The 26,785-nt window shown below is 61.8% G+C and carries 27 protein-coding genes and 1 tRNA gene; 16 read left to right on the top strand and 12 right to left on the bottom strand.

Annotated features, from left to right (window positions below; genetic code table 11):
- Window positions 1-140: 140 nt before the first annotated feature.
- The 3 genes from JNO51_RS10385 to JNO51_RS10395 all read right to left on the bottom strand — a co-directional run bounded on the left by JNO51_RS10385 (window position 141) and on the right by JNO51_RS10395 (window position 3,993).
- Window positions 141-719, bottom strand: a complete 579-nt coding sequence (locus JNO51_RS10385) for a DinB family protein (protein ID WP_215776760.1) — start codon at window positions 717-719, stop codon at window positions 141-143.
- Between the two features lie 102 nt (window positions 720-821).
- Window positions 822-897, bottom strand: a tRNA-Asn gene (locus JNO51_RS10390).
- A 75-nt stretch (window positions 898-972) separates the two neighbouring features.
- Window positions 973-3,993, bottom strand: a complete 3,021-nt coding sequence (locus JNO51_RS10395; protein ID WP_215776762.1) for an Rne/Rng family ribonuclease — start codon at window positions 3,991-3,993, stop codon at window positions 973-975.
- A 498-nt stretch (window positions 3,994-4,491) separates the two neighbouring features.
- On the opposite strand from JNO51_RS10395, the gene JNO51_RS10400 reads away from it, so the two are divergent.
- From JNO51_RS10400 to JNO51_RS10435, 8 genes are all read left to right on the top strand, one after another.
- Window positions 4,492-5,430: an RluA family pseudouridine synthase gene (locus tag JNO51_RS10400; RefSeq protein ID WP_215776764.1), complete on the top strand. Its 939-nt coding sequence runs from the start codon at window positions 4,492-4,494 to the stop codon at window positions 5,428-5,430.
- On the top strand, window positions 5,427-6,086 hold the full coding sequence (locus JNO51_RS10405; protein ID WP_215776766.1) for an HAD-IA family hydrolase: 660 nt from the start codon (window positions 5,427-5,429) through the stop codon (window positions 6,084-6,086). The genes JNO51_RS10400 and JNO51_RS10405 overlap by 4 nt, the downstream gene beginning before the upstream one ends.
- On the top strand, window positions 6,062-6,451 hold the full coding sequence (locus tag JNO51_RS10410) for a Rieske 2Fe-2S domain-containing protein (protein WP_215776769.1): 390 nt from the start codon (window positions 6,062-6,064) through the stop codon (window positions 6,449-6,451). The genes JNO51_RS10405 and JNO51_RS10410 overlap by 25 nt, the downstream gene beginning before the upstream one ends.
- A complete protein-coding gene (locus JNO51_RS10415) occupies window positions 6,448-7,383 on the top strand; it encodes a S49 family peptidase (protein ID WP_215776772.1) in 936 nt (311 codons plus the stop codon). Before JNO51_RS10410 ends, JNO51_RS10415 begins: the two co-directional genes overlap by 4 nt.
- Window positions 7,384-7,410: 27 nt before the next feature.
- Complete coding sequence (motD, locus tag JNO51_RS10420; protein WP_215776774.1) at window positions 7,411-8,256, top strand: flagellar motor protein MotD; 846 nt, start codon at window positions 7,411-7,413, stop codon at window positions 8,254-8,256.
- 24 nt (window positions 8,257-8,280) lie between these two features.
- Window positions 8,281-8,871 carry a malonic semialdehyde reductase gene (locus tag JNO51_RS10425; protein WP_215776777.1) on the top strand — a complete coding sequence of 197 codons (591 nt, stop codon included), beginning with the start codon at window positions 8,281-8,283 and terminating at the stop codon, window positions 8,869-8,871.
- Between the two features lie 62 nt (window positions 8,872-8,933).
- Window positions 8,934-9,968 (top strand): quinone-dependent dihydroorotate dehydrogenase, encoded by a 1,035-nt coding sequence (locus JNO51_RS10430; protein WP_215776779.1) that lies wholly within the window; start codon window positions 8,934-8,936, stop codon window positions 9,966-9,968.
- Between the two features lie 29 nt (window positions 9,969-9,997).
- Window positions 9,998-10,465, top strand: coding sequence for a glycine zipper 2TM domain-containing protein (locus JNO51_RS10435; RefSeq protein ID WP_215776781.1), 468 nt, complete (start codon window positions 9,998-10,000; stop codon window positions 10,463-10,465).
- Between the two features lie 44 nt (window positions 10,466-10,509).
- Here JNO51_RS10435 and JNO51_RS10440 read toward each other — a convergent pair whose 3' ends face one another.
- From JNO51_RS10440 to fur, 3 genes are read right to left on the bottom strand one after another with little or no spacing between them, the layout of a single operon-like run.
- Window positions 10,510-11,247 carry an arginyltransferase gene (locus JNO51_RS10440; protein ID WP_215776784.1) on the bottom strand — a complete coding sequence of 246 codons (738 nt, stop codon included), beginning with the start codon at window positions 11,245-11,247 and terminating at the stop codon, window positions 10,510-10,512.
- Complete coding sequence (gene aat, locus JNO51_RS10445) at window positions 11,234-11,935, bottom strand: leucyl/phenylalanyl-tRNA--protein transferase (RefSeq protein WP_215776786.1); 702 nt, start codon at window positions 11,933-11,935, stop codon at window positions 11,234-11,236. The genes JNO51_RS10440 and aat overlap by 14 nt, the downstream gene beginning before the upstream one ends.
- Window positions 11,935-12,372 carry a ferric iron uptake transcriptional regulator gene (gene fur, locus JNO51_RS10450; RefSeq protein WP_252346059.1) on the bottom strand — a complete coding sequence of 146 codons (438 nt, stop codon included), beginning with the start codon at window positions 12,370-12,372 and terminating at the stop codon, window positions 11,935-11,937. Before fur ends, aat begins: the two co-directional genes overlap by 1 nt.
- Window positions 12,373-12,469: 97 nt before the next feature.
- On the opposite strand from fur, the gene JNO51_RS10455 reads away from it, so the two are divergent.
- From JNO51_RS10455 to JNO51_RS10480, 6 genes are all read left to right on the top strand, one after another.
- Window positions 12,470-12,850 (top strand): outer membrane protein assembly factor BamE, encoded by a 381-nt coding sequence (locus JNO51_RS10455; protein ID WP_215776789.1) that lies wholly within the window; start codon window positions 12,470-12,472, stop codon window positions 12,848-12,850.
- Window positions 12,847-13,656, top strand: a complete 810-nt coding sequence (dapB, locus tag JNO51_RS10460; protein WP_215776791.1) for a 4-hydroxy-tetrahydrodipicolinate reductase — start codon at window positions 12,847-12,849, stop codon at window positions 13,654-13,656. Before JNO51_RS10455 ends, dapB begins: the two co-directional genes overlap by 4 nt.
- A 13-nt stretch (window positions 13,657-13,669) precedes the next feature.
- Window positions 13,670-14,650 (top strand): iron ABC transporter permease, encoded by a 981-nt coding sequence (locus JNO51_RS10465; protein WP_215776794.1) that lies wholly within the window; start codon window positions 13,670-13,672, stop codon window positions 14,648-14,650.
- Window positions 14,643-15,422, top strand: a complete 780-nt coding sequence (locus JNO51_RS10470) for an ATP-binding cassette domain-containing protein (RefSeq protein WP_215776797.1) — start codon at window positions 14,643-14,645, stop codon at window positions 15,420-15,422. The genes JNO51_RS10465 and JNO51_RS10470 overlap by 8 nt, the downstream gene beginning before the upstream one ends.
- A gap of 107 nt (window positions 15,423-15,529) precedes the next feature.
- Window positions 15,530-16,645, top strand: coding sequence for a D-alanyl-D-alanine-carboxypeptidase/endopeptidase AmpH (gene ampH / locus JNO51_RS10475; protein ID WP_215776799.1), 1,116 nt, complete (start codon window positions 15,530-15,532; stop codon window positions 16,643-16,645).
- A gap of 76 nt (window positions 16,646-16,721) precedes the next feature.
- On the top strand, window positions 16,722-17,300 hold the full coding sequence (locus JNO51_RS10480) for a hypothetical protein (RefSeq protein ID WP_215776801.1): 579 nt from the start codon (window positions 16,722-16,724) through the stop codon (window positions 17,298-17,300).
- A 13-nt stretch (window positions 17,301-17,313) separates the two neighbouring features.
- Here JNO51_RS10480 and JNO51_RS10485 read toward each other — a convergent pair whose 3' ends face one another.
- From JNO51_RS10485 to JNO51_RS10505, 5 genes are all read right to left on the bottom strand, one after another.
- The gene (locus JNO51_RS10485; protein WP_215776804.1) at window positions 17,314-18,831 is read right to left on the bottom strand and encodes a SpoVR family protein; all 1,518 of its coding nucleotides are present in this window, start codon (window positions 18,829-18,831) and stop codon (window positions 17,314-17,316) included.
- Window positions 18,832-18,843: 12 nt separating this feature from the next.
- On the bottom strand, window positions 18,844-20,118 hold the full coding sequence (locus JNO51_RS10490; RefSeq protein WP_215776806.1) for a YeaH/YhbH family protein: 1,275 nt from the start codon (window positions 20,116-20,118) through the stop codon (window positions 18,844-18,846).
- Between the two features lie 62 nt (window positions 20,119-20,180).
- Window positions 20,181-22,109, bottom strand: coding sequence for a PrkA family serine protein kinase (locus JNO51_RS10495; protein WP_215776808.1), 1,929 nt, complete (start codon window positions 22,107-22,109; stop codon window positions 20,181-20,183).
- 314 nt (window positions 22,110-22,423) lie between these two features.
- A complete protein-coding gene (locus tag JNO51_RS10500) occupies window positions 22,424-22,735 on the bottom strand; it encodes a PilZ domain-containing protein (RefSeq protein WP_252346060.1) in 312 nt (103 codons plus the stop codon).
- A complete protein-coding gene (locus tag JNO51_RS10505; RefSeq protein ID WP_215776811.1) occupies window positions 22,725-23,279 on the bottom strand; it encodes an NUDIX domain-containing protein in 555 nt (184 codons plus the stop codon). Before JNO51_RS10505 ends, JNO51_RS10500 begins: the two co-directional genes overlap by 11 nt.
- Window positions 23,280-23,637: 358 nt before the next feature.
- Between JNO51_RS10505 and JNO51_RS10510 the strand changes: the two genes are divergently transcribed.
- Window positions 23,638-25,407, top strand: a complete 1,770-nt coding sequence (locus tag JNO51_RS10510) for an acyl-CoA dehydrogenase C-terminal domain-containing protein (protein WP_215776814.1) — start codon at window positions 23,638-23,640, stop codon at window positions 25,405-25,407.
- A gap of 67 nt (window positions 25,408-25,474) precedes the next feature.
- Here JNO51_RS10510 and JNO51_RS10515 read toward each other — a convergent pair whose 3' ends face one another.
- The gene (locus JNO51_RS10515) at window positions 25,475-26,143 is read right to left on the bottom strand and encodes a YecA family protein (RefSeq protein ID WP_215776816.1); all 669 of its coding nucleotides are present in this window, start codon (window positions 26,141-26,143) and stop codon (window positions 25,475-25,477) included.
- Between the two features lie 198 nt (window positions 26,144-26,341).
- Here JNO51_RS10515 and JNO51_RS10520 point away from each other — a divergent pair, with 198 nt between their 5' ends.
- On the top strand, window positions 26,342-26,719 hold the full coding sequence (locus JNO51_RS10520) for a MerR family DNA-binding transcriptional regulator (RefSeq protein WP_215776818.1): 378 nt from the start codon (window positions 26,342-26,344) through the stop codon (window positions 26,717-26,719).
- The last annotated feature ends 66 nt before the right edge of the window (window positions 26,720-26,785 follow it).

Here is a 26,785-nt window from a genome sequence, read left to right on the forward strand (position 1 = left end):
GTATAAATAATCATGACGATATTGCCAACAATCGCATGTTCAGCAGGGGTCTGCAGCAGACAACGGCATGATTCATGTCGATCAAGCGGGAAAAACATCATGCAGCTGACCGAATGGTCAGCAAGGGCCGCCTCACCGCCTCAGCGGGGAACAGACCACAAATCGGCCTCGCACCAGCCCAGTTCGGCCAGATCTCCGGCGCGGGCCGCCTCATCGTCGGCGCGGAAAAAATCGTCCAGCTGCGGCGGTGCCACGCGGGTGCCGGCCAGCATGGCATGAATTTGCCCGCGGTGATGGATCTGGTGCTGGAACAGGTGCGCCAGCAGACGCGCCCGGTTGCCATAGCGAAGTCCTTGCGCATTGCCGCCTAGCAGGGGCAATCCCAGCATGTCATCTCGACACTGACGACAATAGGCGATCAGTCGCTCGCCGGCCTCGCGCAGCAGAGGGTCCAGCTGCGCCAGGGTGATCAGCTCGGTACCATCGGCGGAAAAATCGGGGCGAAAGTCGAACTTGCCGACCAGATCGTGCTCCAGCAGCGACAGATAGCTCTGATCGACGACCAGCAGATGCTGAAACGTCTCACGCAGGGAAGGGAAAAAGCTGCAACGCGGTGCAATATAGTCATCCTGACTCAGCGACGCACAGGCTTTCAGCAAGCGGTGATTGGCCCAGGCATTGTTATAGGCCATGCTCAGAAAATGTTGATTCAGATTCATGCTTCGTCCTCTCGGTTTGCCCCCCATCTTAGCGGGTTTGGCTGGGGAAGGACGAGCATAACGAAAAACCCCAGTCATTGCTGACTGGGGTTTTGAATGGGGTGGCTCCCCGAGCAGGGCTCGAACCTGCGACCTGCGGATTAACAGTCCGTCGCTCTACCAACTGAGCTATCAGGGAATCGCCTGAGAGACACGTATCTTACAGATGCCCCTCGGTAGTGTCAAGCCCCTTTTTATCGGGGCCAGACTCTTTTTATTGCTGCTCGCCGCGGGTCTCGACTTGCTGCAGGGAAACCTCTGCTGCTGCAGGTGCTTGTGCCTGGCGCAAGGCATCGCGACGGCGCAGCCCGGCAACCGGCTCTTCTGCCGGCGCCACGTCAGCCACCGGTGCGCTGGCACGGGTATTGACCATCACCAGCCCACCCAGATCCAGCGGCTTGGCCGGCTCGGCCACGACCGGCTCGACCTTGGCTTCGACGACCGGCTCGACCTTGGCTTCCACAACCGGCTCGGCCGCCTGTACTTCGGCAATCACCAGCGGCTCGGCCGCGACCGGCACAGCCACCGGCTCGCTTACCGTTTCGGCAACCACCACCGGCGTCGTCTCGACAGGCTCGGGCTGGGCCACACTGACCACCGGCTGAGCCGATTCGACCGCCGGGGCCTCCACGGCCGGGGAGTCTACGATCTGGGCAGCCTCCACCGGGCTGTCGACCACGGCCGGGACTTCGTGCACGACCGCCAGCGGCGCGACCGGCTCTTCCCTGACCACGACAACCGGCTGAGTCACGTCCACCGGCTCGGCCGACACAACATCAACCTGCGGGGCGGCCTCGACGACCGGGGCAATAACGGGTACCGGTACGGCTTCAACCACCGGCTGGGCGATCACTTCGCCGGAAATCTGTTCCGACACAAGCTGCTCGCCTGCCGCTTGCTCAGCGCCACCCTGCTCTGCATTGTTCTGCTCGCTGTTGTCGCGACGACGACCACGGCTGCGGCGACGACGGCTACGCTCACCGCGCTCGGCATTCTCGGTCTGCTCGGCAGCCACCGGCTCCGCACCAGCTTCGACGACGCCGGTCTTGAGCACTTCCGGCTGGGTTTCTTCCACCGGCAGCGGCTGGCGGCGACGCGATTGCGGTTCAGCCTGACGCGGGGCGCGTTCGCTGCGAACGCTTTCGCCCGTCACATCGTTTTCACGATTCTCGCGCGGCTCACGTTCACGGCGCTGACGCGGTTCATTGCGCTCCGGACGTTCCTGACGTTCGTTGCGCTCCTGACGCTCGTTACGTTCCGGACGTTCGGTTCGCTCCTGACGCTCGCTGCGTTCCGGACGCTCAGCGCGCTCCGGACGAGAAGCATTGCGGCCTTCCACACGCGTGTCTGCCTGAGCGGCACCGGCGTTGCGGCGACGGTTCTCTTCACCAGCAGGCTGCGGACGGCGCTCGTCGCGCTGCTCGCGGCGACCCTGCTGTGCCGGGCGACGGTCATTGCCACGGCGCGGCGGACGCTGAGCCTCGCGCACTTGCGGGGTTTTCTTCGCCGGCTGAGCCTGCGGCGCCTCATCGCTGCCGAACAAGCCCTTCAGCCAGCCACCCAGGCGGGTCAGCAGGCCCGGCTCTTCAACCACGGCACGGGCGGCAGGACGGGCAGCCGACTGCGGTGCCGGCTGTTGCGGGGTAATCCCCTTGACGGCCGCTTCCTGACGCTCGACCTTCGGCTTTTCCTGGCCGAAATTGGTCACGATGTCTTCTTCCTGCACTTCGACACGGCTGTAGCTCGGCGCATCGCCCAGCTCGGTCAGGTCGTCATGGCGCAGGCGCACGATCTTGTAGTGCGGCGTTTCCAGATAGATGTTCGGGATCAGCACCACGCTGACATCCAGGCGCTCTTCGATCATGTGGATCTCGGCGCGCTTCTCGTTCAGCAGGAAGGTGGCCACGTCCACCGGCACCTGAGCATGCACGGCACCGGTATTTTCCTTCATCGCCTCTTCCTGGATGATGCGCAGGATATGCAGGGCGGAGGATTCGGTACCACGGATGAAGCCGATGCCATGGCAACGCGGGCACGGCTGGTGACTGGTTTCACCCAGCGAAGGCTGCAGGCGCTGACGCGACAGCTCCAGCAGGCCGAAACGCGACAGCTTGCCCATCTGGACGCGGGCGCGGTCGTGCTTGAGCACGTCACGCAGGCGGTTTTCGACATCACGCTGGTTCTTGGTGCTTTCCATGTCGATGAAGTCGATGACGATCAGGCCACCGAGGTCACGCAGACGCAGCTGGCGGGCAATTTCTTCGGCCGCTTCCAGGTTGGTCTTGAAGGCGGTTTCTTCGATGTCGGCACCCTTGGTGGCACGTGCCGAGTTGACGTCGACCGAGACCAGGGCTTCGGTATGGTCGATCACGATGGCCCCGCCGGACGGCAGCTGGACGCTGCGCGAGAAGGCGGTTTCGATCTGGTGTTCGATCTGGAAGCGCGAGAACAGCGGCACCTGGTCCTTGTACAGCTTGACCCGGCTCAGGGTATTGGGCATGACATGGCTGATGAACTGACGGGCCTGGTCATGGATTTCTTCGGTATCGATGAGGATTTCACCGATATCGGCATGGTAGTAATCGCGGATGGCGCGAATCACCAGACTGCTTTCCTGCAGGATCAGGAACGGTGCGCTCTGGGCGCCGGCGGCACCTTCGATGGCGCGCCACAGTTGCAGCAGGTAACCCATGTCCCACTGCAGTTCTTCGAAGTTACGGCCGATGCCGGCGGTGCGGGCGATCAGGCTCATGCCCTGCGGCACTTCCAGCTGGGCGAGCAGGTCTTTCAGCTCCTGGCGCTCTTCCCCTTCGATGCGGCGCGACACGCCACCACCACGCGGATTGTTGGGCATCAGCACCAGGTAACGGCCCGCCAGGCTGATATAGGTAGTCAGGGCCGCGCCCTTGTTGCCGCGCTCGTCCTTTTCCACCTGGACGATGACTTCCATGCCTTCGCGCAGGACATCCTGAATGCGCGGGCGGCCGCCATCATAGTTCTGGAAATAGGTACGGGAGACTTCCTTGAACGGCAGAAAGCCGTGACGTTCGGTGCCGTAGTCGACAAAGCAGGCTTCGAGCGACGGCTCAATACGGGTGATGACGCCCTTGTAGACGTTCCCCTTGCGCTGCTCCTTGCCCACGGTTTCGATATCAAGGTCAACGAGCTTTTGCCCGTCGACAATCGCAACGCGCAGCTCTTCGGCCTGCGTTGCGTTAAAAAGCATGCGTTTCATCTTATTTTTCCTTGCGCGGCACTCACGCAAGGGCACAGCAAGTATTTGACGGCCCAGTGGCTAAAATGGGCGCTTTCCGAAAGAAGTGTCTGTATAAAGAACAAGGTAAATCAATATATCAAGCCGACTTCCTGAAGTACGTCACACGGACGATGCTGTGATTTCTGCCGTGCGCCGATCCGTCCTGCGAGGACCTTTCGACGCCGTGTCGCCCGTGCCGGGTCAAACTTTGCCATGGTATCTCCTGACTGGCTTATGCATCAGGGGATGGAATACTGGTGAGTGCGCTATGTGTCCAAATGCATTACCATCGCTGCTTTTCGGTGAGCGAGTTAACCTTGGCTGCATGCGCAGATTGCGGCGTCAGGTCAGGGCCATCGCCCTGCCGGCCGTATTGCTGCACAGCAGCAGCGTCTATGAGCGGACACCGCTCGCGACCTTGCTCTGCAGGTTTTGCCGCGACCATTTTTTTGGTCAAGCGCAGGAAGTATAAGCAAAATGACTGATATTCGCAAAGATTCCGTGTCCTTCCACCAGGTCGGGGAAGATGGCGCCGGACAACGCATCGACAACTATCTGGTACGCCTGCTCAAAGGCGTGCCGAAAAGCCATATTTACCGCATCCTGCGTTCCGGTGAAGTACGGGTCAACAAGGGCCGTGCCGACGCCTCGCGCCGGCTCGAGCTGGGCGATACCCTGCGCATTCCGCCGATCCGGCTGGCAGAGCGCGACGAGCGTCAGGTACCCGGCGCCACCTTCCCCGTCGTGTATGAAGACGAGGCCATGCTGGTGATCGACAAACCGGCCGGCGTAGCCGTGCACGGCGGCAGCGGCGTGTCATTCGGTGTCATTGAACAACTGCGTCGCGGCCATCCCGAATATCGTTATCTGGAGCTGGTGCATCGCCTCGACCGCGAGACCTCCGGCCTGCTGATGCTGGCCAAGAAACGCTCGGCACTGGTCAAACTGCACGACATGATGCGCGACAACGTGCCGGACAAGCGCTATCTGGCCCTGGGTGTCGGCCACTGGGACGCGCAGAAAAAGCACGTCAAGCTGCCCCTGTTCAAGTTCACGACCGGCGATGGCGAGCGCATGGTCAAGGTCGCCGACGGCGACGAGGGGCTGAGCGCGCACACCATTTTTGCGGTCGAACAGCGCTTCAGCGAGTTCACACTGGTCGAAGCCCGGTTGCGTACCGGCCGGACCCACCAGATCCGCGTCCATATGGCAGCCAGCGGCTGTCCGATTGCCGGCGACGAGAAATATGGCGACTTTGCCCTGAACAAGCAGCTGCAGAAACGTGGGCTGAAACGCATGTTCCTGCATGCACGGCGCCTGAGCCTGCCCCACCCGCTGACCGGCGCCCCGCTGCTTCTCGAAGCCCCGCTGCCCGCCGAATTGCAACGTTTCCTCGACAGCCTGCCCACATCATGAACCAGCCGCTGCAACTGATCGTCTTTGACTGGGACGGCACCCTGATGGACTCCACCGGCCACATCACCCATGCCATCCGTCAGGCCAGCGCCGAGCTGGGTCTGCGCGTCCCGGCGCTGCATCAGGCACGCGCGGTGATCGGCCTGAGCCTGGTCGAGGCGCTGGCCACCGCCTGCCCTGACCTGCCACCCAGCCGCTACCCGGAAATGGTCGCGGCCTATCGCAAGCATTTCTTTACCGGTGATGAACAAATCGAGCTGTTTGACGGCGTACGCGAAGCCCTGGCGGCGCTGTCCGCGCGCGATGTGATGCTGGCCGTCGCCACCGGCAAGAGCCGGCGCGGGCTGGAGCGCGCCCTGCAGAGCAGCGGACTGGGCGACTACTTTGCCGCCACCCGCACGCAGGATGACTGCCCGTCCAAACCGCATCCGGCCATGCTGCTGGAGCTGATGGATCAACTGGGCGCCGACCCGGCCTGTACCCTGATGGTCGGCGACACCAGCCACGACCTGCGCATGGCCGAAGCGGCGGGCACACTGGCCGCCGGGGTACTCGGCGGCGCGCATGAGAGAGAGGCGCTGGCCCGCTGCCCGTCCCTCGGCCTGTTTGACGACTTCCGGAGTCTGCACGCATGGCTGATGACCAGGATTGCCTGATCTGCCCCTCCGAAGACCTGCCCGAGCGCGGACGCGGCCAGCGCTTCCTTTTTCCCGCATCGCCCCAGCCCCTGCCGGCCTTTGTCATCCGCTACCGGGGCAAGGTTTATGGCTATCTCAACGCCTGCCGCCACATCCCGGTCCAGATGGACTGGCAGGATGGCGAGTTTTTCGACCTGAGCGGGCACTATCTGATCTGCAGCATGCATGGCGCCCGCTACCTGCCGGACAGCGGCCTGTGCGTCGGCGGCCCCTGCCAGGGGCAAAGCCTGATTCCCGTGATCACCAAAGAGTCAAACGGGATGATATATTATGTCAAACCAATCACCGCGCCTGACCGGCCCGAACCCGGAGTCACCGAGTGAGCGATCAAAACTGGGAACGCACCCTGCTGGAACAACTTGCCAGCGCCGCCCTGATTGAACAGCGCCGCAGCCGGCGCTGGAAAATCTTTTTCCGCCTGGCCTGGCTGGCCGTCTTCGCCGCCATCGCTGCCAGCATGCTGTGGAGCAATGAAGAAAAATCCGTTTCGCGCCTGACCGGCAACGGCCACGCCGCCATCCTCAACCTGCAGGGCGAGATCAGCAGCGAGAACAATACCGCCGACAAGCTGATTCAGGGCCTGGCCGATGCCTATGCCGACAAGGGCACGCGCGGCATCATCCTGCAGGCCAACAGCCCGGGCGGCAGCCCGGTTCTGTCCGGCATGGTCTATGACGAGATCCGGCGCCAGAAGAAGCTGCACCCGGCGATTCCGGTCGTGGTGGTGGTAGAAGAGATGTGTGCCTCCGGCTGCTACTATATTGCCAGTGCAGCCGACCGCATTTACGTCGACAAGGCCAGCATCGTCGGGTCGATCGGTGTGCTGTCCGACGGTTTCGGCTTTACCGGGCTGATGGACAAGCTGGGGGTGGAACGCCGCCTGAAGACCGCCGGGGAAAACAAGGCGATGGGCGACCCCTTCTCGCCGGTGAACCCCAAACAGGAAGCCATCCGCCAGCAGTTGCTGGATGACATCCATGCCCAGTTCATCAAGGCAGTGCGTGATGGCCGCGGTCAGCGCCTGAAAGAAACGCCGGACATGTTCAGCGGCATGGTCTGGCTGGGCGAGCGCAGCATTCCGCTGGGTCTGGCGGATGCCTACGGCACCGTGGCCTCGGTGACGCGCAACGAGTTCAAGACCGATCAGACGGTGGACTTCACACCGCAGGATGACCTGTCCAGCAGGGTGGCACGCCGCTTCGGCGTGGCGTTCAGCGCTGGCATCAAGAGTCTGTTCGACCCGCGCCTGCTGTAACAGCGGCGCATCGCAGAGGAATACGACATGGCACGCAAGTTACCGGAAGATCATGACAACCACGAGCGCTGGCTGGTCTCCTACGCCGACTTCATCACCCTGCTGTTTGCCTTCTTCGTCGTGATGTACGCCATTTCCTCGCTCAACGAGGGGAAATACCGCGTCCTGTCGACTTCGCTGGTCAATGCCTTTCGCTCCGGCAGCAACATCACCCTGAACACCACACCGCCGTCCGGCAGCGCCAACACCCTGGTCCAGGTGCCGGAAACCAAACCGATCGCCAAGGCCATCCAGAGCGATGCCCTGCTGCGCGAGCAGGCCAAACTGGGCAAGCTGGCGGCCGACATGCGCCGGGTGCTGGAGCCGCTGGTCAAGGGCGGACAGGTCAAGATTTCACAGACCAACAAGGGCATCGAGATCGAAATCAAGGACAGCGCCCTGTTCCAGACCGGCCAGGCACAGCCCTCCAGCGCCTCGATCAGCGTCATGACCCAGCTGGCGGCGCTGCTGACCCACGTGGACAACTCGGTCAGCGTGGAAGGCTTTACCGATAATGTGCCGATCCGTACCGCCAACTTCCCGTCCAACTGGGAACTGTCCGCCGCACGTGCCGGCAGTGTGGTGCGCCTGTTCCAGGAGAATGGCGTCACGCCGCAGCGACTGGTGGCCGTCGGCCGTGCCGAGAACATGCCGGTCGCAGACAACGGCAGCAACGAAGGACGCGCGCGCAATCGACGGGTATCCATCACCGTCCTGACCAACGATGTGTCATCGTCGCCCGGCCAGTCGATCCCGGTTGAACAAATGAAGGCGCTGCAGGATTTTGCCGCTTCGGCACCGCAAGCCGCCCTTCCCGCCGCACCAACGCCCTGAAACCCGGCAACACGGAGACCCAGCATGACCACCCCCATCGGCAAATCGGCTCTGGATCAGTTGTTCTTCAATGCCCGTACCCACAGCCACTGGCAGAAGCGCCCCGTATCCGAGGACCTGCTGCACCAGCTGTTCGAACTGCTCAAGCAGTGCCCGACCAGTGCCAACTGCTCGCCGGCCCGGCTGGTTTTCATTACCAGCAGCGAGGCCAAGGCGCGTTTGCTGCCCTGCCTGGCTGAAGGCAATGTGGAAAAAACCCGCGAAGCCCCCGTGACCGTGATTGTCGGCATGGATCTGAATTTTCATCAGCATCTGCCGCGGCTGTTTCCCCATGCCGATGCCCAGAGCTGGTTCAACGGCCATGATGAGCTGATCCGGGCCACGGCCATGCGCAACAGCTCGCTGCAGGGTGGCTATCTGATTCTGGCGGCACGGGCACTCGGTCTGGATTGCGGTCCGATGTCGGGCTTCGATGCCAACCTGGTCAATGCCGAGTTCTTCCCGGAGGGCAATGTCCACGCCAACTTCCTCATCAACCTGGGCTACGGTGAAGCCAGCAAGCTCTATGGCCGCTCGCCAAGATTCCACTTCGACGAAGTCTGCCAGATCCTGTAAAATCGCCCGCGATTCCCTTCCATGCCCGGCCATGCCGGGCATTTTGCTGGAGACGACCCGCGATGCTCTACCCGCTGTTACGCCCCCTGCTGTTCCGCCTCGACCCGGAAAAAGCCCACGAACTCACCCTGACATCGCTGGAACTGACCCACCGTCTGCACCTGATGCGCCTGGCGGCCCCCGCCGCGGTGCAGGCGCCGGTCCAGGCCATGGGACTGACCTTCGCCAATGCTGTCGGGCTGGCGGCCGGGCTGGACAAGAATGGCGCCCACATCGACGCCCTGTTCGACATGGGCTTCGGCTTTGTCGAGATCGGCACCATCACGCCGCGTGCACAGCCCGGCAACGACAAGCCGCGCATGTTCCGGGTTGTCGAGCACGAGGGCATCATCAACCGCATGGGCTTCAACAATCTCGGCGTCGACACGCTGATTGACCATGTGCGCAGCCGGCGCAGTCGCGGTGTCCTGGGGATCAATATCGGCAAGAATGCCAGCACGCCGATCGAGCGGGCTGCCGACGATTACCTGGCCTGCATGGACAAGGTGTATGAGCATGCCAGCTATATTGCCGTCAACATTTCCTCGCCCAACACCAAGAATCTGCGGCAACTGCAGCAGGGCGACGAGCTGTCGGCCCTGCTGGGGGCGCTCAAGACCCGTCAGGCCAGCCTGGCTGACCGATATGGGCGCCATGTGCCGCTGGCGGTCAAAATCGCCCCCGACCTTGAGAGCGGGCAGATCAGCGAGGTGGCGCGCCTGCTGTGCGAGCACCGGATCGACGGCGTGATCGCCGGCAATACCACACTGGCCCGCGAGGCCATTGCCGGTCATCGCCATGCCGGCGAAGCCGGCGGGCTGTCGGGCAAGCCACTGACAGACAAGGCCACGGCACTGATCAGACAATTGGCCATGGAACTTGATGGCGCTTTGCCTATCATAGGCGTAGGTGGTATTTTGTGCGGTCGTGATGCCACAGACAAAATCCATGCTGGCGCGACACTGGTACAACTGTACAGCGGCCTGGTCTATCGCGGCCCCGGTCTGATTGCCGAATGTGCCCGCGCCATCGCGAATACACCGCCAACACAGGCCTGAACCGGATTCGACTCAAAGGGAGACTTTACATGACCAATAAAACACTGATGCTTGCCATGAGCGCGCTGATCAGCGCCGGCATCCTGACTGGCTGTGCCAGCAACGACTCTTCCATGGTGTACTCGCAAAACCAGATGCGCCAGGCACAGAGCGTGCAGCTGGGTACTGTGGTTTCGGTTCATCCGGTCAAGATGGAGGGCAGCAATAACGAGCTGCTGACCCTGGGTGGCGCGGCGCTGGGCGGCCTGGCCGGCAGCAACCTGGGCAATGGCAGCAAGGCCAATGCCGCCGGCGCCATCGTAGGCGCCCTGGCTGGCGGCTTCGGGGCCAACGCGGCGCAAAAAGCCGTTGGCACCAAGAACGCGCTGGAAATCACGGTCAAACTGGACAGTGGCCGCATGGTCTCCATCGTGCAGGACGCCGATGTACAGTTCGAGGTCAAGCAGCGCGTGCGCGTGCTGTCTGGCCGTGGCACCGACCGGGTGGTTCCGTTCTGAGCTTCCCCGCCAGATGACAAAACGCCCCGCTAGCGGGGCGTTTTTCATTTTGTCAGACCGGGATCGAAAGGCATCCAGCGACCACTCTGCAACTTTTCCAGCGGCCGGTAGGCCGCCTTATAGGCCATCTTGCGGCTCTCGCCGATCCAGTAGCCAAGGTAAAGATGGTTCAGCCCCAGCTGACGTGCGAGGTCGATCTGCCACAGGACGTTGTACACCCCGTAGCTGGCCGGGTGATCCTCCGGCTCGTAAAAGGTATAGACCGCCGACAGACCATCATCCAGACGGTCGATCAGACTGACCATCTTCAACACCTCGCCCAGACGGAACTCCGCCAGCCAGCTCTCCACCCCGCTCTTGAGAATGAATTCGGCATACTGCGCCGGATCATCCTCCGACATGCCGCCCCCCCGATGCCGGGCGGCCTGGTAACGACGGTAAAGATCATAATGCTCGGCGCTGTAGCGCAACGGCGTTAATTGCACCGACAGGTCGGCATGCTGCTTCCAGGCCCGGCGCTGACTGCGGTTGGGCTGAAAATCCGCCACCGGCACCCGCACCGGCACACAGGCCTGACACATGTCGCAATAGGGACGATAGGTGTAATGGCCGCTGCGACGAAAGCCCAGCTGGACCAGTTGACTGTAGACACGACGATCGATCGACTCGGCGGGAATGGCCACCTGGGAACGCGCCTCGCGCCCGCTCAGATAGCTGCAGGCATAGGGCGCCGTCGCGTAGAAATGGATGGCCACGAACTGGCCGGCATCACGATGGCTCATTGCGGTATCGGTATTCCCACAGGTTGGTCGGTTGCGCCAGGGCAAGCTGCTCTTTCAGAGTAGCAAGAAACTCGCGACGTGAAACCTGCCGAGCCCCCAGGCTTGCCAGATGATCGGTATACATCTGGCAATCGATCAGACCGCACCCGCCGGCGGCCAGATGGCGCACCAGATGGACAAAGGCCAGTTTCGATGCATCACGGCGCCGGGCAAACATCGACTCACCGAAAAACACCCCGCCGAGCGAGATGCCGTACAAGCCCCCCGCCAGCTCGCCATCCACCCAGGTCTCACAACTGTGGGCATGGCCCAGCGCATGCAGACGGCAATAGGCGTCAATCATCTCCGGCACGATCCAGGTCCCGCGCTGACCATGGCGCGGCGCACTGCAGGCGGTCATCACCTCGCGGAAGGCCGTATCGACACGAATTTCATAGCGGGTATTGCGCAAGGTTTTGCCGAGAGAGCGGCTGACCTTGAGATTGGCCGGATACAGCACCATGCGCGGCGCCGGACTCCACCAGAGAATCGGCTCATCCGGGCCATACCAGGGAAAGATGCCCTGCGAATAGGCCGCCAGCAAGCGTTGCGGCGACAGGTCACCGCCTGCAGCCAGCAGGCCGGGCGGATCCGCCAGCGCCGTATCGGGAGAGGGGAAAACCGGGGAACGACCCAGCCAGGGCAGCATCAGGCCTCCTGACCGGCTCCATCCTTGGCCAGGCATTCCGGGCATTCGCCATACATGTAAAGCGCATGCTCCATGATGCGAAAGCCGTGTTCGCCGGCGATCCGGTCCTGCAGGGCTTCGATCTCGGGATCAAAGAACTCGACCACCCGGCCGCACTGCACACAGACCATGTGATCGTGGTGACCGCCCTGATTGAGCTCGTAGACGGCCTTGCCGGTTTCGAAGTGGTGACGCACCAGAATGCCGGCCTGCTCGAACTGGGTCAGCACTCGGTAAATGGTGGCCAGACCGATGTCGATATTCTCGGCCAGCAGGGCACGATACACATCCTCTGCGGACATGTGGCGCAATCCGGCAGTTTCGAACAAATCCAGGATTTTCAACCTGGGGCCGGTTGCTTTCAGACCGATATCTTTGAGGTGACTGGCTTGGCTCATCGTGATATAAAGTGGCATCAGATTTAGGCCATAATAATGCCTTTTGGCTGGTTTGCCTAATTCATCCCGAATTTTTCGCTACCTGTTGTGGAGTCACATGCGCGCCCTGACCTTCGTCGCCGTCATAGCCCTTTCTGGCTGCACCTATCTCAATCCCGCAAACTGGCATGCCTACCATATGGAGATCCAGCAGGGCAACCTGATCACCCAGGATGATGTCGCCCGCCTGAAGCTCGGCATGACCCGCTCGCAGGTACGGTTCGTGCTCGGTACCCCGCTGATTGCCGACAGCTTCCACGCCAACCGTTGGGACTACAAATACCAGTTGTTCAGCAACGGCCAGAAAGTGGCAGACAAGCTGCTGACCGTCACCTTCGCCGATGACAAGCTCAGCAAGATCGATGGCGATGCCATGCCGGCAGAAGTCCCGACGCCCTCGCTGAACGCTTCCGCGCCTGCCGTGGCACTGAAGCCATGAGTGCATTGAAGGTTGTCATCGTCGGCGCCGGCGGACGCATGGGCCGCAGCCTGATCGAAGCCGTACTGGAAAGACCGCAGGAATTCCGTCTCCATGCCGCACTGGATCGCCCGGATGCGCCGCAGATCGGGCAGGATGCCGGACTGATGTCCGGACTGAACACCGGCGTACCGGTTACCCATGATGTGCAAGCCGCCCTGGCCGAAGCCGACGTACTGATCGACTTTACCCGTCCGGAGGCCACCCTGACCTATCTCGAAGCCTGCCGGCAACACAAGGTCAACATGATCATCGGCACCACCGGCTTTGACGCGGCAGGCAAGCAGGCCATCGAAGCGGCGGCCGGAGACATCGGCATCGTGTTTGCGCCGAACTTCAGCGTCGGCGTGAACCTGACCTTCAAACTGCTCGATATCGCCGCACGCGTTCTGTCGGAAGGCTACGACATCGAAATCATCGAAGCACACCATCGCCACAAGGTTGACGCCCCCTCCGGTACCGCCCTGCGCATGGGCGAGGTGGTTGCCGATGCCCTGGGGCGCGATCTGGAAAGCTGTGCCGTCTATGGCCGCGAGGGGCATACCGGTGCACGTGATCCGTCGACCATCGGTTTTGCCACCGTGCGCGGCGGCGATATCGTCGGCGACCACACGGTGATGTTCGCCACCCAGGGCGAACGCGTCGAAATCACCCACAAGGCTTCCAGCCGTGCCACCTTCGCCCAGGGCGCCGTTCGCGCCGCGGGCTGGCTGGCGCAACACCAGCGTGGCCTGTTCAGCATGCAGGACGTTCTGGGCCTCCGCTGAGGCATAAGTTTCGATGCGTCTGCTCTCCCTGGTACTGCTGCTGGCCACCGTCATTCTCCTGACGGTGGCGGCGGCGCTCTGCCTGACACCCGACGGACACCCTGCGCCGGTGCTCACCCTGCTGACCGGCACCCTGCCCGATATCGAACGCCAGTTGCTTTGGCAACTCCAGTTGCCGCGCCAGATTCTGGCCTTCCTGGCAGGCGCCCTGCTCGCTGCCGCCGGCAGTGCCATCCAGGCGCGCTTTCAGAATCCGCTGGCCGAACCCGGGCTGGTCGGCATCAGTGGCGGCGCCGCCCTGTCGGCGGCACTGGCCCTGCAATTCGCCCTGCCGGTTCCCCTGGTCTCCCTGCTGGCCTTCCTCGGCGGCCTGGGCGCACTCGGACTGACCTGCCTGATGAGCCGCAATGCCGCCGACGGTGAACGACTCATTCTGGCGGGCATTGCCGTCAACGCGGTCTTCGGCAGCTTGCTCACCCTGCTGATCACCACCCTGCCCGACGGCTCGCTGCGCACCATCACCTTCTGGCTGATGGGCAGCTTCGCCAACGCGGACTGGAACCAGGCCCGACTGTTCCTGCTGACCGCCCCGCTGCTCATCTGGCTGCTGTTTCGCGAATGGCGCCTGCTCAACGCCCTGCAGCTGGGCGCCCCCACCGCCTTCCATCTCGGCTTCGATGTCCGCAGGGGTGGCCTGCGCGTCATCCTGCTGGCCGCCATGGCCACCGCACTGGTGGTCTCGACCTGCGGTATGGTCGGCTTCATCGGCCTGATGGCACCCCACCTTGCCCGCCAGTTCATCGGCAGCCATGCCAGGCGCCTGCTGATTGCCGCACCGCTGATGGGCGGCTGGCTGGCGCTGCTGGCCGACTGGCTGGCTCACAGTGTGCTCTACCCGGTCGAGTTGCCGGTCGGCGTCATCACCAGTCTGGCCGGCGCCCCCTTCTTCCTCTGGTTGCTCTGGCAGAACAGTCAGCGGAGGCCCCATGCTTGAAGCACGTCAACTGGGACTGCAGGTCGGCGACAAGGTCCTGCTGGACGACATCTCGCTGCAGGCCGCCTGCGGTGAACTGACCCTGATCATCGGGCCCAACGGCGCGGGCAAGAGCACGCTGCTGTCCCTGCTCTCCGGCCTGCAGCGCCCCAGCAGCGGAGAGATCCGCCTGGGCAACCATGATCCGGCCGGCCTCGACGCCCGTGCGCTGGCCAGCCTGCGCGCAGTGGTCGAACAATACCCGGGCTGGCAGCCAGGCTTTACCGCGGCAGAACTGGTGATGATGGGCGGCTATCTGCATGACAGACAGGCCGCCGACTGGCGCCAGGCCATGCAACTGATGCAATGCGATCAACTGGCACAGCGCCGGCTCGAGACCCTGTCCGGCGGCGAACGACAGCGCGTCCATCTGGCGCGCGCCCTGTTGCAGCTCACCGGCTCCGGCGCGCCACAGCGCTATCTGCTGCTGGACGAACCGACTGCCGCGCTGGATTTCGGTCTGGCCGATGCGCTGATGCATCAGGTCCGTCACCTGGCACATACCTACCAGCTGGGCGTCATTGCCGTCGTGCATGACCTGAATCTGGCGATGCGCCATGCGGACCGGGTGCTGCTGCTACATGGCGGGCGGGCCGCGGCCTTTGGTCCCGCCAGCGAGGTGATGCAGAAAGCCAGGCTGGAAGCCATTTATGGCGTAAGACTTGCCGAATTAATCAGTAATGATGAACAACTACGTGCTTTTGTTCCTCTGGCAGGAACATCAGCCGATTGAAACCGTCTACCAGAGCGTAACGGACAAGACATCGATGGCGGCAGCCACTGCCGCCATGACAAACCGGCAGCCCGGATGACTGCCGCAGACTAGATCAGGAAAATAAATTGCAAACACGCCACCTTTTCCCGCTGGGACTGAGCATGGTACTCCTGCCCCAGTTCAGCCACGCTGCCACCGACAGCACCGACCGGCTGGTCGAGCAATACACCCGCCAGATGCAAGCCAGCAGCCGCCCGGTCGGCATGACCGTCGTCATTGTCGATGGCAACCGTACCTGGCAAAAATACCTCGGCGAAACCCGTTATGGTAATCGGACAGCTCCCAAAGCCGACACACTGATCCGCATCGCCTCGATCAGCAAGCTGTTCACCAGCGAAGTCCTGGTCGCCCTTGCCGCGGAGGGCCGGCTCAACCTGAACGACCCGCTGCAGAAATATGCACCGCAGGGCGTCACCGTCCCGCAAGGCAGCAAGGGCGAGACCATCCGGCTGGTCAATCTGGCCACCCACACCAGCGGACTGCCGCGCGAGATGCCCGGCATGCGCCCGGCCGATGCCCCGGTGTTTTCCTGGCCGACGCAGCAACAACGCTGGCAATGGATGAGCCAGGGCCGTCTCAATGCCGTGCCCGGCACCCGCGCCGCCTATTCCAATCTGGCCTTTGACTTTCTGGCCGACGCGCTGGCACGTGCCGGCGGCAAACCCTATGCCGAACTGCTGCGCAGCAAGGTCACCGCGCCGCTCGGCATGAGCAACACCACCTTCACCCCGAGTGCGGCACAATGCGCCCGCCTGATGCAGGGCATTGACGCCAGCCCCTGCACCCCCTCCCTGCCGGCCGATGGCAGTGGCGGCATCTACTCCACCCCGCATGACATGGCGCTGTGGCTGCAAGCCCAGCTGCATCCCCGAACCGCCGTGGCGCAGCGTGCCCAGCAGATGGTGTACCGCCGCAAGGACCTGCGGGCGGTCAATGGCATGGACCATGCCGGCCAGGCTGATGCCCTGGGCCTGGGCTGGGTGTACATGGAAGCCCGCAACGGCCAGCCGGCCATGCTGCAGAAAACCGGGGGCGGCGGGGGCTTCCTGACCTACGTTGCCATGGACCCGCAACACAAGGTCGGCGTCTTCGTCGCCATGACCCGCAGCCGCCATGTTTCACCGCGCGTGATGATCAATCAGGCCAACAAACTGGTCGCTGCGCTGGCCGGACAGCGCTGACGCTTTAAGAACCGGCGCATTGGCGGCCCGGCAAGACGCGCGGCACACTGAGCCCCCTCACCAAGCTGGAGCCACCATGCGTCCGAATCCGTCTGCCGTCCTGCTGTGCGCCACCCTGTCGGCAAGCAGCCTGTCTCTTGCTTCATCCATCGTGCCACCTTGCCAGGCCAGCCAGCTCAGCCTGGCACTGCTGGCGCGCGAAACCCCGGGCATGATGAAAGAACGCTGGCTGATCGCCATCACCAATCAGGGACAACAAGCCTGCCGACTATTGGCCCTGGCGCCACGCCTGAGCGCCGAAACCGCAACGGGTCCGACCGAACTGGCTGGCAGGCGCGCGCAAAAAGCCGGCTGGCTGACTCTGCAGTCCAATCATCGGCGTCCACTGATGGCTGCCAGCCGCATTGTCTGGTTCGGTGTCGAGCTGAGCCATGCCGATCCGGCAGACTTCCGGCAATTGCAAATCCGGCTGGCGGGCCTGGATACCTCGCCCTTCACCCTGGCCCTGGCGGGTAACAGTCAGGAAATCCATCACATCGGGGCACTGGCACGCGATATCAGGAAATGGCTGGGACAAAGTCGCTGCCAGCCGGGGAGCGGCTGGCAGGGAAGCGACTGGACGGTCAACCTGCAGCAAACCGTCCAGTGCGAGTGACAAACATCAGGCTTCAGGCAATCTGGTATTCCAGCGGCAGCGCCTTGGCCTCGTAGGTCTGGCAGACATGGCCGGTTTCATCCACGCTCTCCAGCCGCACATCAAAGCCCCACAGGCGGGCCACATGCTTGAGCACCTCCTCGGTACTGCTCTCCTCCAGCGGACGGCGCTGATACATGCTGTGCCGCAAGGTCAGGCTGCGGTCTCCACGCACATTGACCGACCAGACCTGGATATTGGGTTCGCGCGAACCGAGGTTGTACTGCTCGGACAGCTTCTGCCGCACCGCCTGATAGCCTTCGTCATCATGGATTGAGGTGATTTCCAGCTTGTCATCCAGGTCATTGTCGCGAATGCTGAACAAGCGGAAATGCCGGATCATGTTCGGTGACAGGTACTGCGAAATAAAGCTTTCATCCTTGAAATTACGCATGGCGAAATCCAGCACCTCGCGCCAGTTGCCACCGGCAATGTCCGGGAACCAGGCGCGATCCTCCTCGGTCGGCGCCTCGCAGATACGCCGGATATCCTGGAACATCGCAAACCCCAGCGCATACGGATTGATGCCGTTGTACCAGCGCGCCGTCACCGGCGGCTGATAGATCACATTGGTATGCGATTGCAGGAACTCCAGCATCGCCCCATCGGTAATCAGCCCCTTGTCGAACAGCCGGTTCATGATGGTGTAGTGCCAGAAAGTCGCCCAGCCTTCGTTCATCACCTGCGTCTGGCGCTGCGGATAGAAGTACTGCGCCACCTTGCGCACGATACGCACGATTTCACGCTGCCACGGCTCCAGCAGTGGCGCCGACTTCTCGATAAAGTACAGCAGATTCTCCTGCGGCTCCGGCGGGAAACGCAGACTGGCCTTGTCGGCATCGTCGCGCTCACGCCGCGGGATGGTGCGCCAGAGGTCATTGACCTGCATCTGCAGATAATGCTCGCGCTCCTCCTGCCGGGCCTGTTCCTTGGCCAGCGACAGCTTCTGCGGGCGCTTGTAGCGATCGACACCGTAGCTCATCAGCGCATGGCAGGAGTCGAGCAGACTCTCCACCGCATCGATGCCATAACGCTCCTCGCAACGGGCGATATAGCTCTTGGCAAACACCAGGTAATCGATGATGGCCGAGGCATCGGTCCAGGTCTTGAACAGATAATTGCCCTTGAAGAAGGAATTGTGGCCATAGGCGGCATGGGCAATCACCAGCGCCTGCATGGTCATCGAGTTCTCTTCCATCAGATAGGCAATGCAGGGACTGGAGTTGATGACAATCTCGTAGGCCAGCCCCATCTGGCCGCGACGGTAGCTTTTCTCGGTCGAGACGAAATGCTTGCCGAACGACCAGTGGTGATAGTTGACCGGCATGCCCACCGAGGAATAGGCATCCATCATCTGTTCGGCAGTGATGATCTCCAGCTGCACAGGATACACATCCAGGCCGAACTCACCCACCGCAATATCGCGGATCTCGCGGTCATAGTCGTTGATCAGATCGAAGGTCCACTCGGAGCCGGTCGAAATCGGGGTCATGGCACGTCTCCTTCAGCGGTTGGTCGCAGGCTGACGCTTGAACAGCTCGCGGAACACCGGATAGATATCCGCCGCCGTATTGATCTTCTGCATGGCGAAGTGGCGGTTGCGTTCCTTGACGTTCAGATACTCGTACCACAGGTTCTGCGGATCACCGTCGGTAATTTCGATATAGGCGTAGTACTGGCAGTACGGCAGCAGCTGTTCTTCCAGAATGCGGGCGCAATTGGCCGAATCACTGTCCCAGTTGTCACCGTCCGAAGCCTGGGCGGCGTAGATATTCCAGTCACTGGTCGAATAGCGCTTCTGGATGACATCACGCATCAGGTTCAGCGCCGAAGACACCACCGTGCCGCCGGATTCGCGCGAATGGAAAAAGTCATGCTCGTCCACCTCCACCGCACTGGTATGGTGACGGATGAACACCACCTCGATCTTGTCGTAATTGCGCTGCAAGAACATGTACAGCAGGATGAAAAAGCGCTTGGCCATGTCCTTCTTGGCCTCATCCATCGAACCGGACACGTCCATCAGGCAGAACATCACCGCCTGACTGGTCGGCATCGGCAACTTGACCCGATTGTTGTAACGCAGGTCAAACGGATCGATGAACGGGATGCTGGCGATCTTCTCGCGCAACTGATGGATCCTGGCACGCCGTTCGCGCACCTCGATCGCCACGTCATCGTCGGACTCGATCAGGGCGTCGAGTTCTTCCTCGGCATCGTTGAGCTGATTGAGCGTCGGCGCCGCCATGGCCACCCGGCGCGCCAGTGCGCCGCGCAGTGAGCGCACGATGCTGATATTGGTCGGCGTACCATCATTGGTATAGCCGGCACGCACCGACTTGAGCTCGTCGATGCCCATCAGCTGGGTCTTGATCAGATTCGGCAGCGCCAGATCATCGAAGAACACATTCATGAACTCTTCGCGCGACAGCTCGAAGGCGAAATCATCCTCGCCGGAGCCATCCTTGCTGGCCTTGCCGCCGCCACCGCCACCACCGCCGCCTTGCGGACGGTCGATACGATCTCCCCGGATGTAATCCTCGTTGCCGGGATGCACGTTCTCCCACACCCCGCCACGGCCATGATGGAATTGCGGTTCAGAAATATCCTTGACCGGAATCGACACTTTTTCACCGCTATCGATATCGGTAATGCTGCGCCCCTTGATGGCGCGCGAAACGGCCTCCTTGATTTGCGCCTTGAAACGGCGCAGGAATCGCTCGCGGTTGACCGCGGACTTGTTCTTGCCGTTGAGACGACGATCGATGAGATGGGACATGGCGACCTCGCTTGGGGCGCCCGTCCCGGGCGCCCCCCGTCAGGTTGGTTAGGGCCGTGCGTTCATGACGACTTGCGCACGCGCAGATACCATTCGCACAACAGCCGCACCTGCTTGGCGGTATACCCCTTCTCGACCATCCGATTGACGAAATCCTCGTGCTTCTTGGCATCCTCGGCACTGGCCTTGGCATTGAACGAGATCACCGGCAGCAGCTCCTCGGTATTCGAGAACATCTTCTTCTCGATCACCGTACGCAGCTTCTCGTAGCTGGTCCAGGTCGGATTCTTGCCACCGGCGCTGGCGCGGGCACGCAACACGAAGTTGACGATCTCGTTGCGGAAGTCCTTCGGATTGGAAATCCCCGCCGGCTTCTCGATCTTTTCCAGCTCGGCGTTGAGCGAGTTGCGGTCGAAGATCTCACCGGTATCCTGATCGCGGTATTCCTGATCCTGGATCCAGTAATCGGCAAAGGTCACATAACGATCAAAGATGTTCTGCCCGTATTCGGAGTAGCTCTCCAGATAGGCGGTCTGGATCTCCTTGCCGATGAACTCGACATACTTCGGCGCCAGATACTCCTTGATGAAGGACATGTAGCGCTGCTCGGTCTCGGCCGGGAATTGCTCACGCTCAACCTGCTGCTCCAGCACATACAGCAGATGCACCGGGTTGGCCGCCACTTCGCTGTGGTCGAAGTTGAACACCTTGGACAGGATCTTGTAGGCAAAACGGGTCGACAGGCCACTCATGCCCTCGTCCACGCCGGCAAAGTCACGGTACTCCTGCTGCGACTTGGCCTTCGGATCGGTGTCTTTCAGGTTTTCACCGTCATAGACCTGCATCTTGCTGTAGATGCTCGAGTTTTCCGGCTCTTTCAACCGCGACAGCACGGCAAACTGCGCCATCATTTTCAGCGTGCCCGGGGCGCAGGGCGCACGGCCCAGCGAAGAATTGGTGATCAGCTTGTCGTAAATGCGGATCTCGTCCTTGACGCGCAGGCAATACGGCACCTTCACGATGTAAATACGGTCAAGGAAAGCCTCATTGTTCTTGTTGTTGCGGAACTGCTTCCACTCCGATTCGTTCGAGTGCGCCAGGATGATGCCGTCAAACGGAATCGCGCCGAAGCCTTCCGTCCCCTTGAAGTTGCCTTCCTGGGTGGCGGTCAGCAGCGGGTGCAGCACCTTGATCGGCGCCTTGAACATTTCCACGAACTCGAGCAAGCCCTGGTTGGCCAGGCACAGCCCGCCGGAGTAGCTGTAAGCATCCGGATCGTCCTGGGCGTACTTCTCCAGCTTGCGGATATCCACCTTGCCTACCAGCGACGAGATATCCTGATTGTTCTCGTCCCCCGGCTCGGTCTTGGCCACCGCAATCTGGCGCAGCACGGAAGGATAACGCTTCACCACGCGGAACTGGCCGATGTCGCCATTGAACTCATGCAGGCGCTTGACTGCCCACGGGCTGGGAATCGGCTTCAGGTAGCGGCGCGGGATACCGTACTGTTCTTCCAGAATCGGACCGTCTTCCTCATAGTTGAACAGGCCAAGCGGCGACTCGTTGACCGGGGAGCCCTTCAGGCAATAGAACGGCACCAGCTCGGTCAGCTCTTTCAGTTTTTCCGCGATGGACGATTTGCCACCCCCCACCGGCCCCAGCAGATACAGAATCTGCTTCTTCTCTTCCAGGCCCTGAGCGGCGTGGCGGAAGTAGGCCACCACCTGCTCGATCACCTCCTCCATGCCGTAGAAGTCACGGAAGGCAGGGTAAACCTTGATGATCTTGTTGCTGAAAATACGCGACAGGCGGGAATCGTGACGGGTATCGACCAGCTCCGGCTCGCCGATGGCCATCAGCATGCGCTCCGACGCCGTGGCATAGGCCGCGGGCTCACGCTTGCACAATTCGAGATATTCCTGGATGGTGAATTCTTCTTCGCGGGTACGATCGTAGCGCGAGGCGTACTGACTGAAGATGTCCGGGTGCATGGCTCTCTCCTGGCAAATTGCAGGGAAACGCAGGACTGCATCAAAGCACCCGGCGCCCCTTGCTCAACTTAGAGTGACTGCAGCAAATTCCGTTCTGTTTTTTTAGGGTATAGCACAATGACAGGCTGGTGACGCAAGCCGGAAAGCCCGATAAATCCGTCATTTCAGGCGGCAAACACCGCGACGGCAGGAAAAATCACTGAAGAAACAAAAACAAAGGCACGAAACGCAAAGCGAAAAAAATTTGCAACCGTTGCATGGTCGGGCAAATGTCAAAGACATGATCCAGAGGACGGAATCATGACGTTATCACCTCAACGACGGGTGAGAATCTTGGCGCCGATCTCGTAGAGACGGTGACGCTCCAGCTCGTTGCAGCGGCGAACCTCAACCTCGGCTTCGAAAGGACGACCGGGCACGCTGCCCACGGATGGCGTCAACACCAGCACCATCAGGTGCTCGCCATACTGCGGCACGTAAGAGGTATGCAGCGCGATGCCGTCGACCGAGATGTCGGCACACTCGCCGTAGTGGGTTTCACCGGTATGCAGCGACTTGATGCGGGCCTTGCAGCGCATCGAGACCCGGCGCGAACCGCGCCGGTTATGGTGGGAATCAAACGGCACCGGGCATTCTCCCTTCAAGATAAGCCTGCAGCCAGTACAGGCCGACCAGGCTCTTGCTGTCGCAGATGGCTCCGTTCAGGGTCATGGCGGTCACTTCTGCCAGCGGCAGGGTCACCACCTCGAGAAACTCGCCGTCATCCAGCTGACGGGCAGACTGGCTCAGCCCGCGAGCCAGGAAATAGTGGATCTGTTCATCGGCATAACCGATGCAGGGATGTGCGGTTCCGAGGAAGACCCACTCGCGCGCCACATGGCCGGTTTCCTCCAGCAGCTCGCGCCGGCCGCAGGCCTCGTGCGACTCTCCCTGGTCCAGCTTGCCGGCCGGAATCTCCAGGAACTCGCGCCCCGAGGGATAGCGGTATTGCCGTTCCAGCACCACCTGCTGATCATCGGTGAGCGCCAGCACCGCGACGGCCCCGGGGTGACGGATATACTCACGCCAGCCCTCGCTGCCATCCGGCAGTTGAATCCGATCGCGTCGCACCTTGAGGAAGCCGCCCTCGAACACCAGCTGCGAATCAATCATCTTCTCGGTCAAATCCACGGCAACCCTTTCAAACCAAAAGCAAAAACCGTTCGATACAGCGATGCGCCATTGTACCGAGGCAAGCCAGCGACAAACACAAAATATTGAGTTCATTCTAGGACATGAACGCCAGATGTGCCGAAACCCAGCAAAAATGGTCTCTGGCGGCCAGTGCAAAAATACAACGCTGGCTCCCCCTCGCCCCCCCTCCCCGATGTCATATAACACTTGTCAAAGCAGCGGAAATAAATTAAACAAACGTTTGAATCAATTCCGGCGAGCGCGACCACGCCACAAGACAGCCCGAGCTGCATGCGACCGCGACCGCCCCGACTGAAGGCCCCCTGCCCAACCACAGCAAGACCAGGAGAAACTGATGCCCGCTTATCAAGCCCCGCTGCGCGATTTCGACTTTGTACTGAACGAACTGTTTGCCGTGCAGCAAACCCTGAAGACCCTGCCGGGCTACGAGGACATGGACAAGGAAACCCTGGCCTCCTACCTGGAGGCCGCGGCCACCTTCTGTGAAAACGAACTGGCACCGCTCAACCGTCAGGGCGATGAGCAAGGCTGCCAGTTCGACCCGGCCACGCACAGCGTCACCACGCCGACCGGCTTCGCCGATGCCTACAGGCAATATTGCGAGCTCGGCTTCCCGGCACTGGACTGCGACCCGCAGTATGGCGGACTGGGCATGCCGAAGATCCTCGCCTTCCCGGCCATGGAGATGCTCTGCTCGGCCAACGTCGCCTGGTCGATGTACCCCGGTCTGTCGCATGGCGCCTACGCCGCGATCCACGCCCATGGCACCAGCGAACAGAAGAACCAGTACCTGCCCAGGCTGGTCGATGGCAGCTGGACCGGCACCATGTGCCTGACTGAACCGCACTGCGGTACCGATCTGGGCCTGCTGAAAACCCGCGCCGAGCCGAATGGTGATGGCAGCTTTGCCATCACCGGCACCAAGATCTTCATCTCCGCCGGCGAGCACGACCTGGCGGGCAACATCATCCACCTGGTGCTGGCCCGTCTGCCGGATGCGCCGAAAGACGTGAAGGGCATCTCGCTGTTCATCGTGCCCAAGTTCCACGAAGACGGCAGCCGCAACCCGGTCTTCTGCGGCAGCCTGGAGCACAAGATGGGCATCCGCGCCAACGCCACGGCCGTGCTCAACTTCGAAGGGGCCCGCGGCTACCTGCTGGGCGAACCGAACAAGGGTCTGGCCTGCATGTTCACCATGATGAACGCCGCGCGCCTGGGCTGCGGCATGCAGGGCCTGGGACTGGGTGAAGCCTCCTATCAGGGCGCGCTGACCTATGCCAAAGACCGCCTGCAGATGCGGGCACTCAATGGCCCGAAGGCACCGGAAAAAGCCGCCGACCCGATCATTGTGCATCCGGACGTGCGCCGCATGCTGCTGACCCAAAAGGCTTACACCGAGGCCGGCCGCGCCCTGACCACCTTCCTGGCGCTGCAGCTGGATATCGAGGAGAAGCATCCGGATGCCGATGCCCGCAAAGCCGCTGCCGACCTGGTCGCCCTGCTGACCCCGGTCGCCAAGGCCTTCATGACCGACAATGGCTTCAGCGCCACCAACCTGGGGGTACAGGTCTTCGGCGGTCATGGCTACATCCGCGAATGGGGCATGGAACAACTGGTGCGCGATTGCCGTATTGCCCAGCTCTACGAGGGCACCAACGGCATCCAGGCGCTGGATCTGCTGGCACGCAAGGTGCTGTCCGATCAGGGCGCCAAGCTGCGCCAGTTCTCCGGCCTGATCCAGCAGTTCCTCAAGGAAAGCCAGGATCGTGCCGAACTGACCGAATTCACCGCCCCGCTGGTGCAACTGATGAAAGAAGTCGGGGAAGTCAGCGTCAAGATCGGCATGGCCGCCATGCAGGACAAGGATGAAGTCGGTGCCGCGGCAACCGACTATCTGCGCCTGATCGGCCACCTGACCTATGCCTGGCTGTGGGCACGCATGGCCGCCGTGTCCTTTGGCCAGGACGACGACTTCCACAAGGGCAAGATCGCCACCGCCCGCTTCTACTTTGCCAAGCTGCTGCCGGAAACCCACAGCCTGCTGGCCCAGCTGAAGACTGGCGCCAAGCCGCTGATGAAGGACACCGACTTCGCCCTGCAGTAAGCCGGTTCTTTCACAACAAAAATGCCCCGCACACTGTGCGGGGCATTTTCATGACCGGCCGAGAGCGTTACTCGTCCTTGCCGCAGCACGCCTTGTACTTCTTGCCGCTGCCGCACGGGCAGGGATCGTTGCGGCCCACCTTGTCTCCGTCACGGCGGATGGTGGCCGGCGCATTGGCCTTGGCATGCCAGTAATTGAACACCGCCTGCACGGCATCCGGCAGCTGGTCGCGGAAATCATCCAGTTCTTCCGGACTGAAATCCACCAGATCGTCGCCGTCGTCTTCCTCGAACATGCCGCCCAGCGCCATCACCGGCAGCAGCAGCTCCTCGAAACCCTCGTCGTCGGCCTTGTCGAACCAGTCGGTCGGCACGCTGTCGAGGGCATACAGATAGGCATTGCACCAGGGCCAGTAATCGGCCTCGTCCGAGTCTTCCTCGGCATACAGGATCAGGTCCAGCGGCGCTTTCGCGGCCAGGGCATCCGCCGTGGCGTGGTAGAGCTTTTCCAGCAGGGTCTGCAACTCGGCCTTGTCGGCCTCGTTGGCAAAGGCCGGCGCATCGCCCAGCACTTCCGACCACCAGAACGAAGCCGGTACTTCATCCGGGCCGCTGATCAGCGCCGCGAAAAAGCCTTGCACCTCATCCGGACGCATGGTGCTGCCTGCGGCAGACAGCGGATTGAGCAGATGTTCCAGGCGAGCCAGGTCTTGATCGTCGAATACGGTGGCACTCATGATGCTTCCTCGGTGAAGGGTTGGGGCGAATTGTAGCCAATAACGCCGCCGCTTGTGGGACATTCGTCAAATATCATTGTCATGGCGCATGGGCAGGCCACCGGCAATGGCAAAATTTGCGCTTTGGCCGCCATCACTTAAGATTAAACGCTACAATCGCGCCCTGAGACCGGGCAAACCGGCAAAGCAGAGAAAAACATGGAACAGGACACTTACACCATCTCCGAACTGGCCCGCGACCTGGACGTCACCGCGCGCACCATCCGCTTCTACGAAGAACAGGGGCTGATCGAACCAGAGCGCCGGGGACAGCAGCGCATCTTCACCCGCCGCGACCGCGCACGGCTGAAACTGATCCTGCGCGGCAAGCGCATCGGCCTGTCGCTGGCCGAAATCCGCGAAATTCTCGACCTCTACCAGCGCGCCCGCGACGAAGCACAACAATCCCATCTGCTGCTGCAACTGCTGACCGAACGCCGCGACCAGCTGCTGCGCCAGCGCCAGGACATCGACGAAGTCCTGCAGGAAATCGACGTTCTGTCGGCCCATTGCCGCGAGGTCATCGCCAGCATCTGAGTCCCTGAAGTACACGCTGCTCCGCCCGCGGTCCACGCCGAATACGTATTGACGTTTACGTAAACG

It is taken from the genome of Paludibacterium sp. B53371, from assembly GCF_018802765.1.
In the GTDB taxonomy this organism is placed as follows: domain Bacteria; phylum Pseudomonadota; class Gammaproteobacteria; order Burkholderiales; family Chromobacteriaceae; genus Paludibacterium.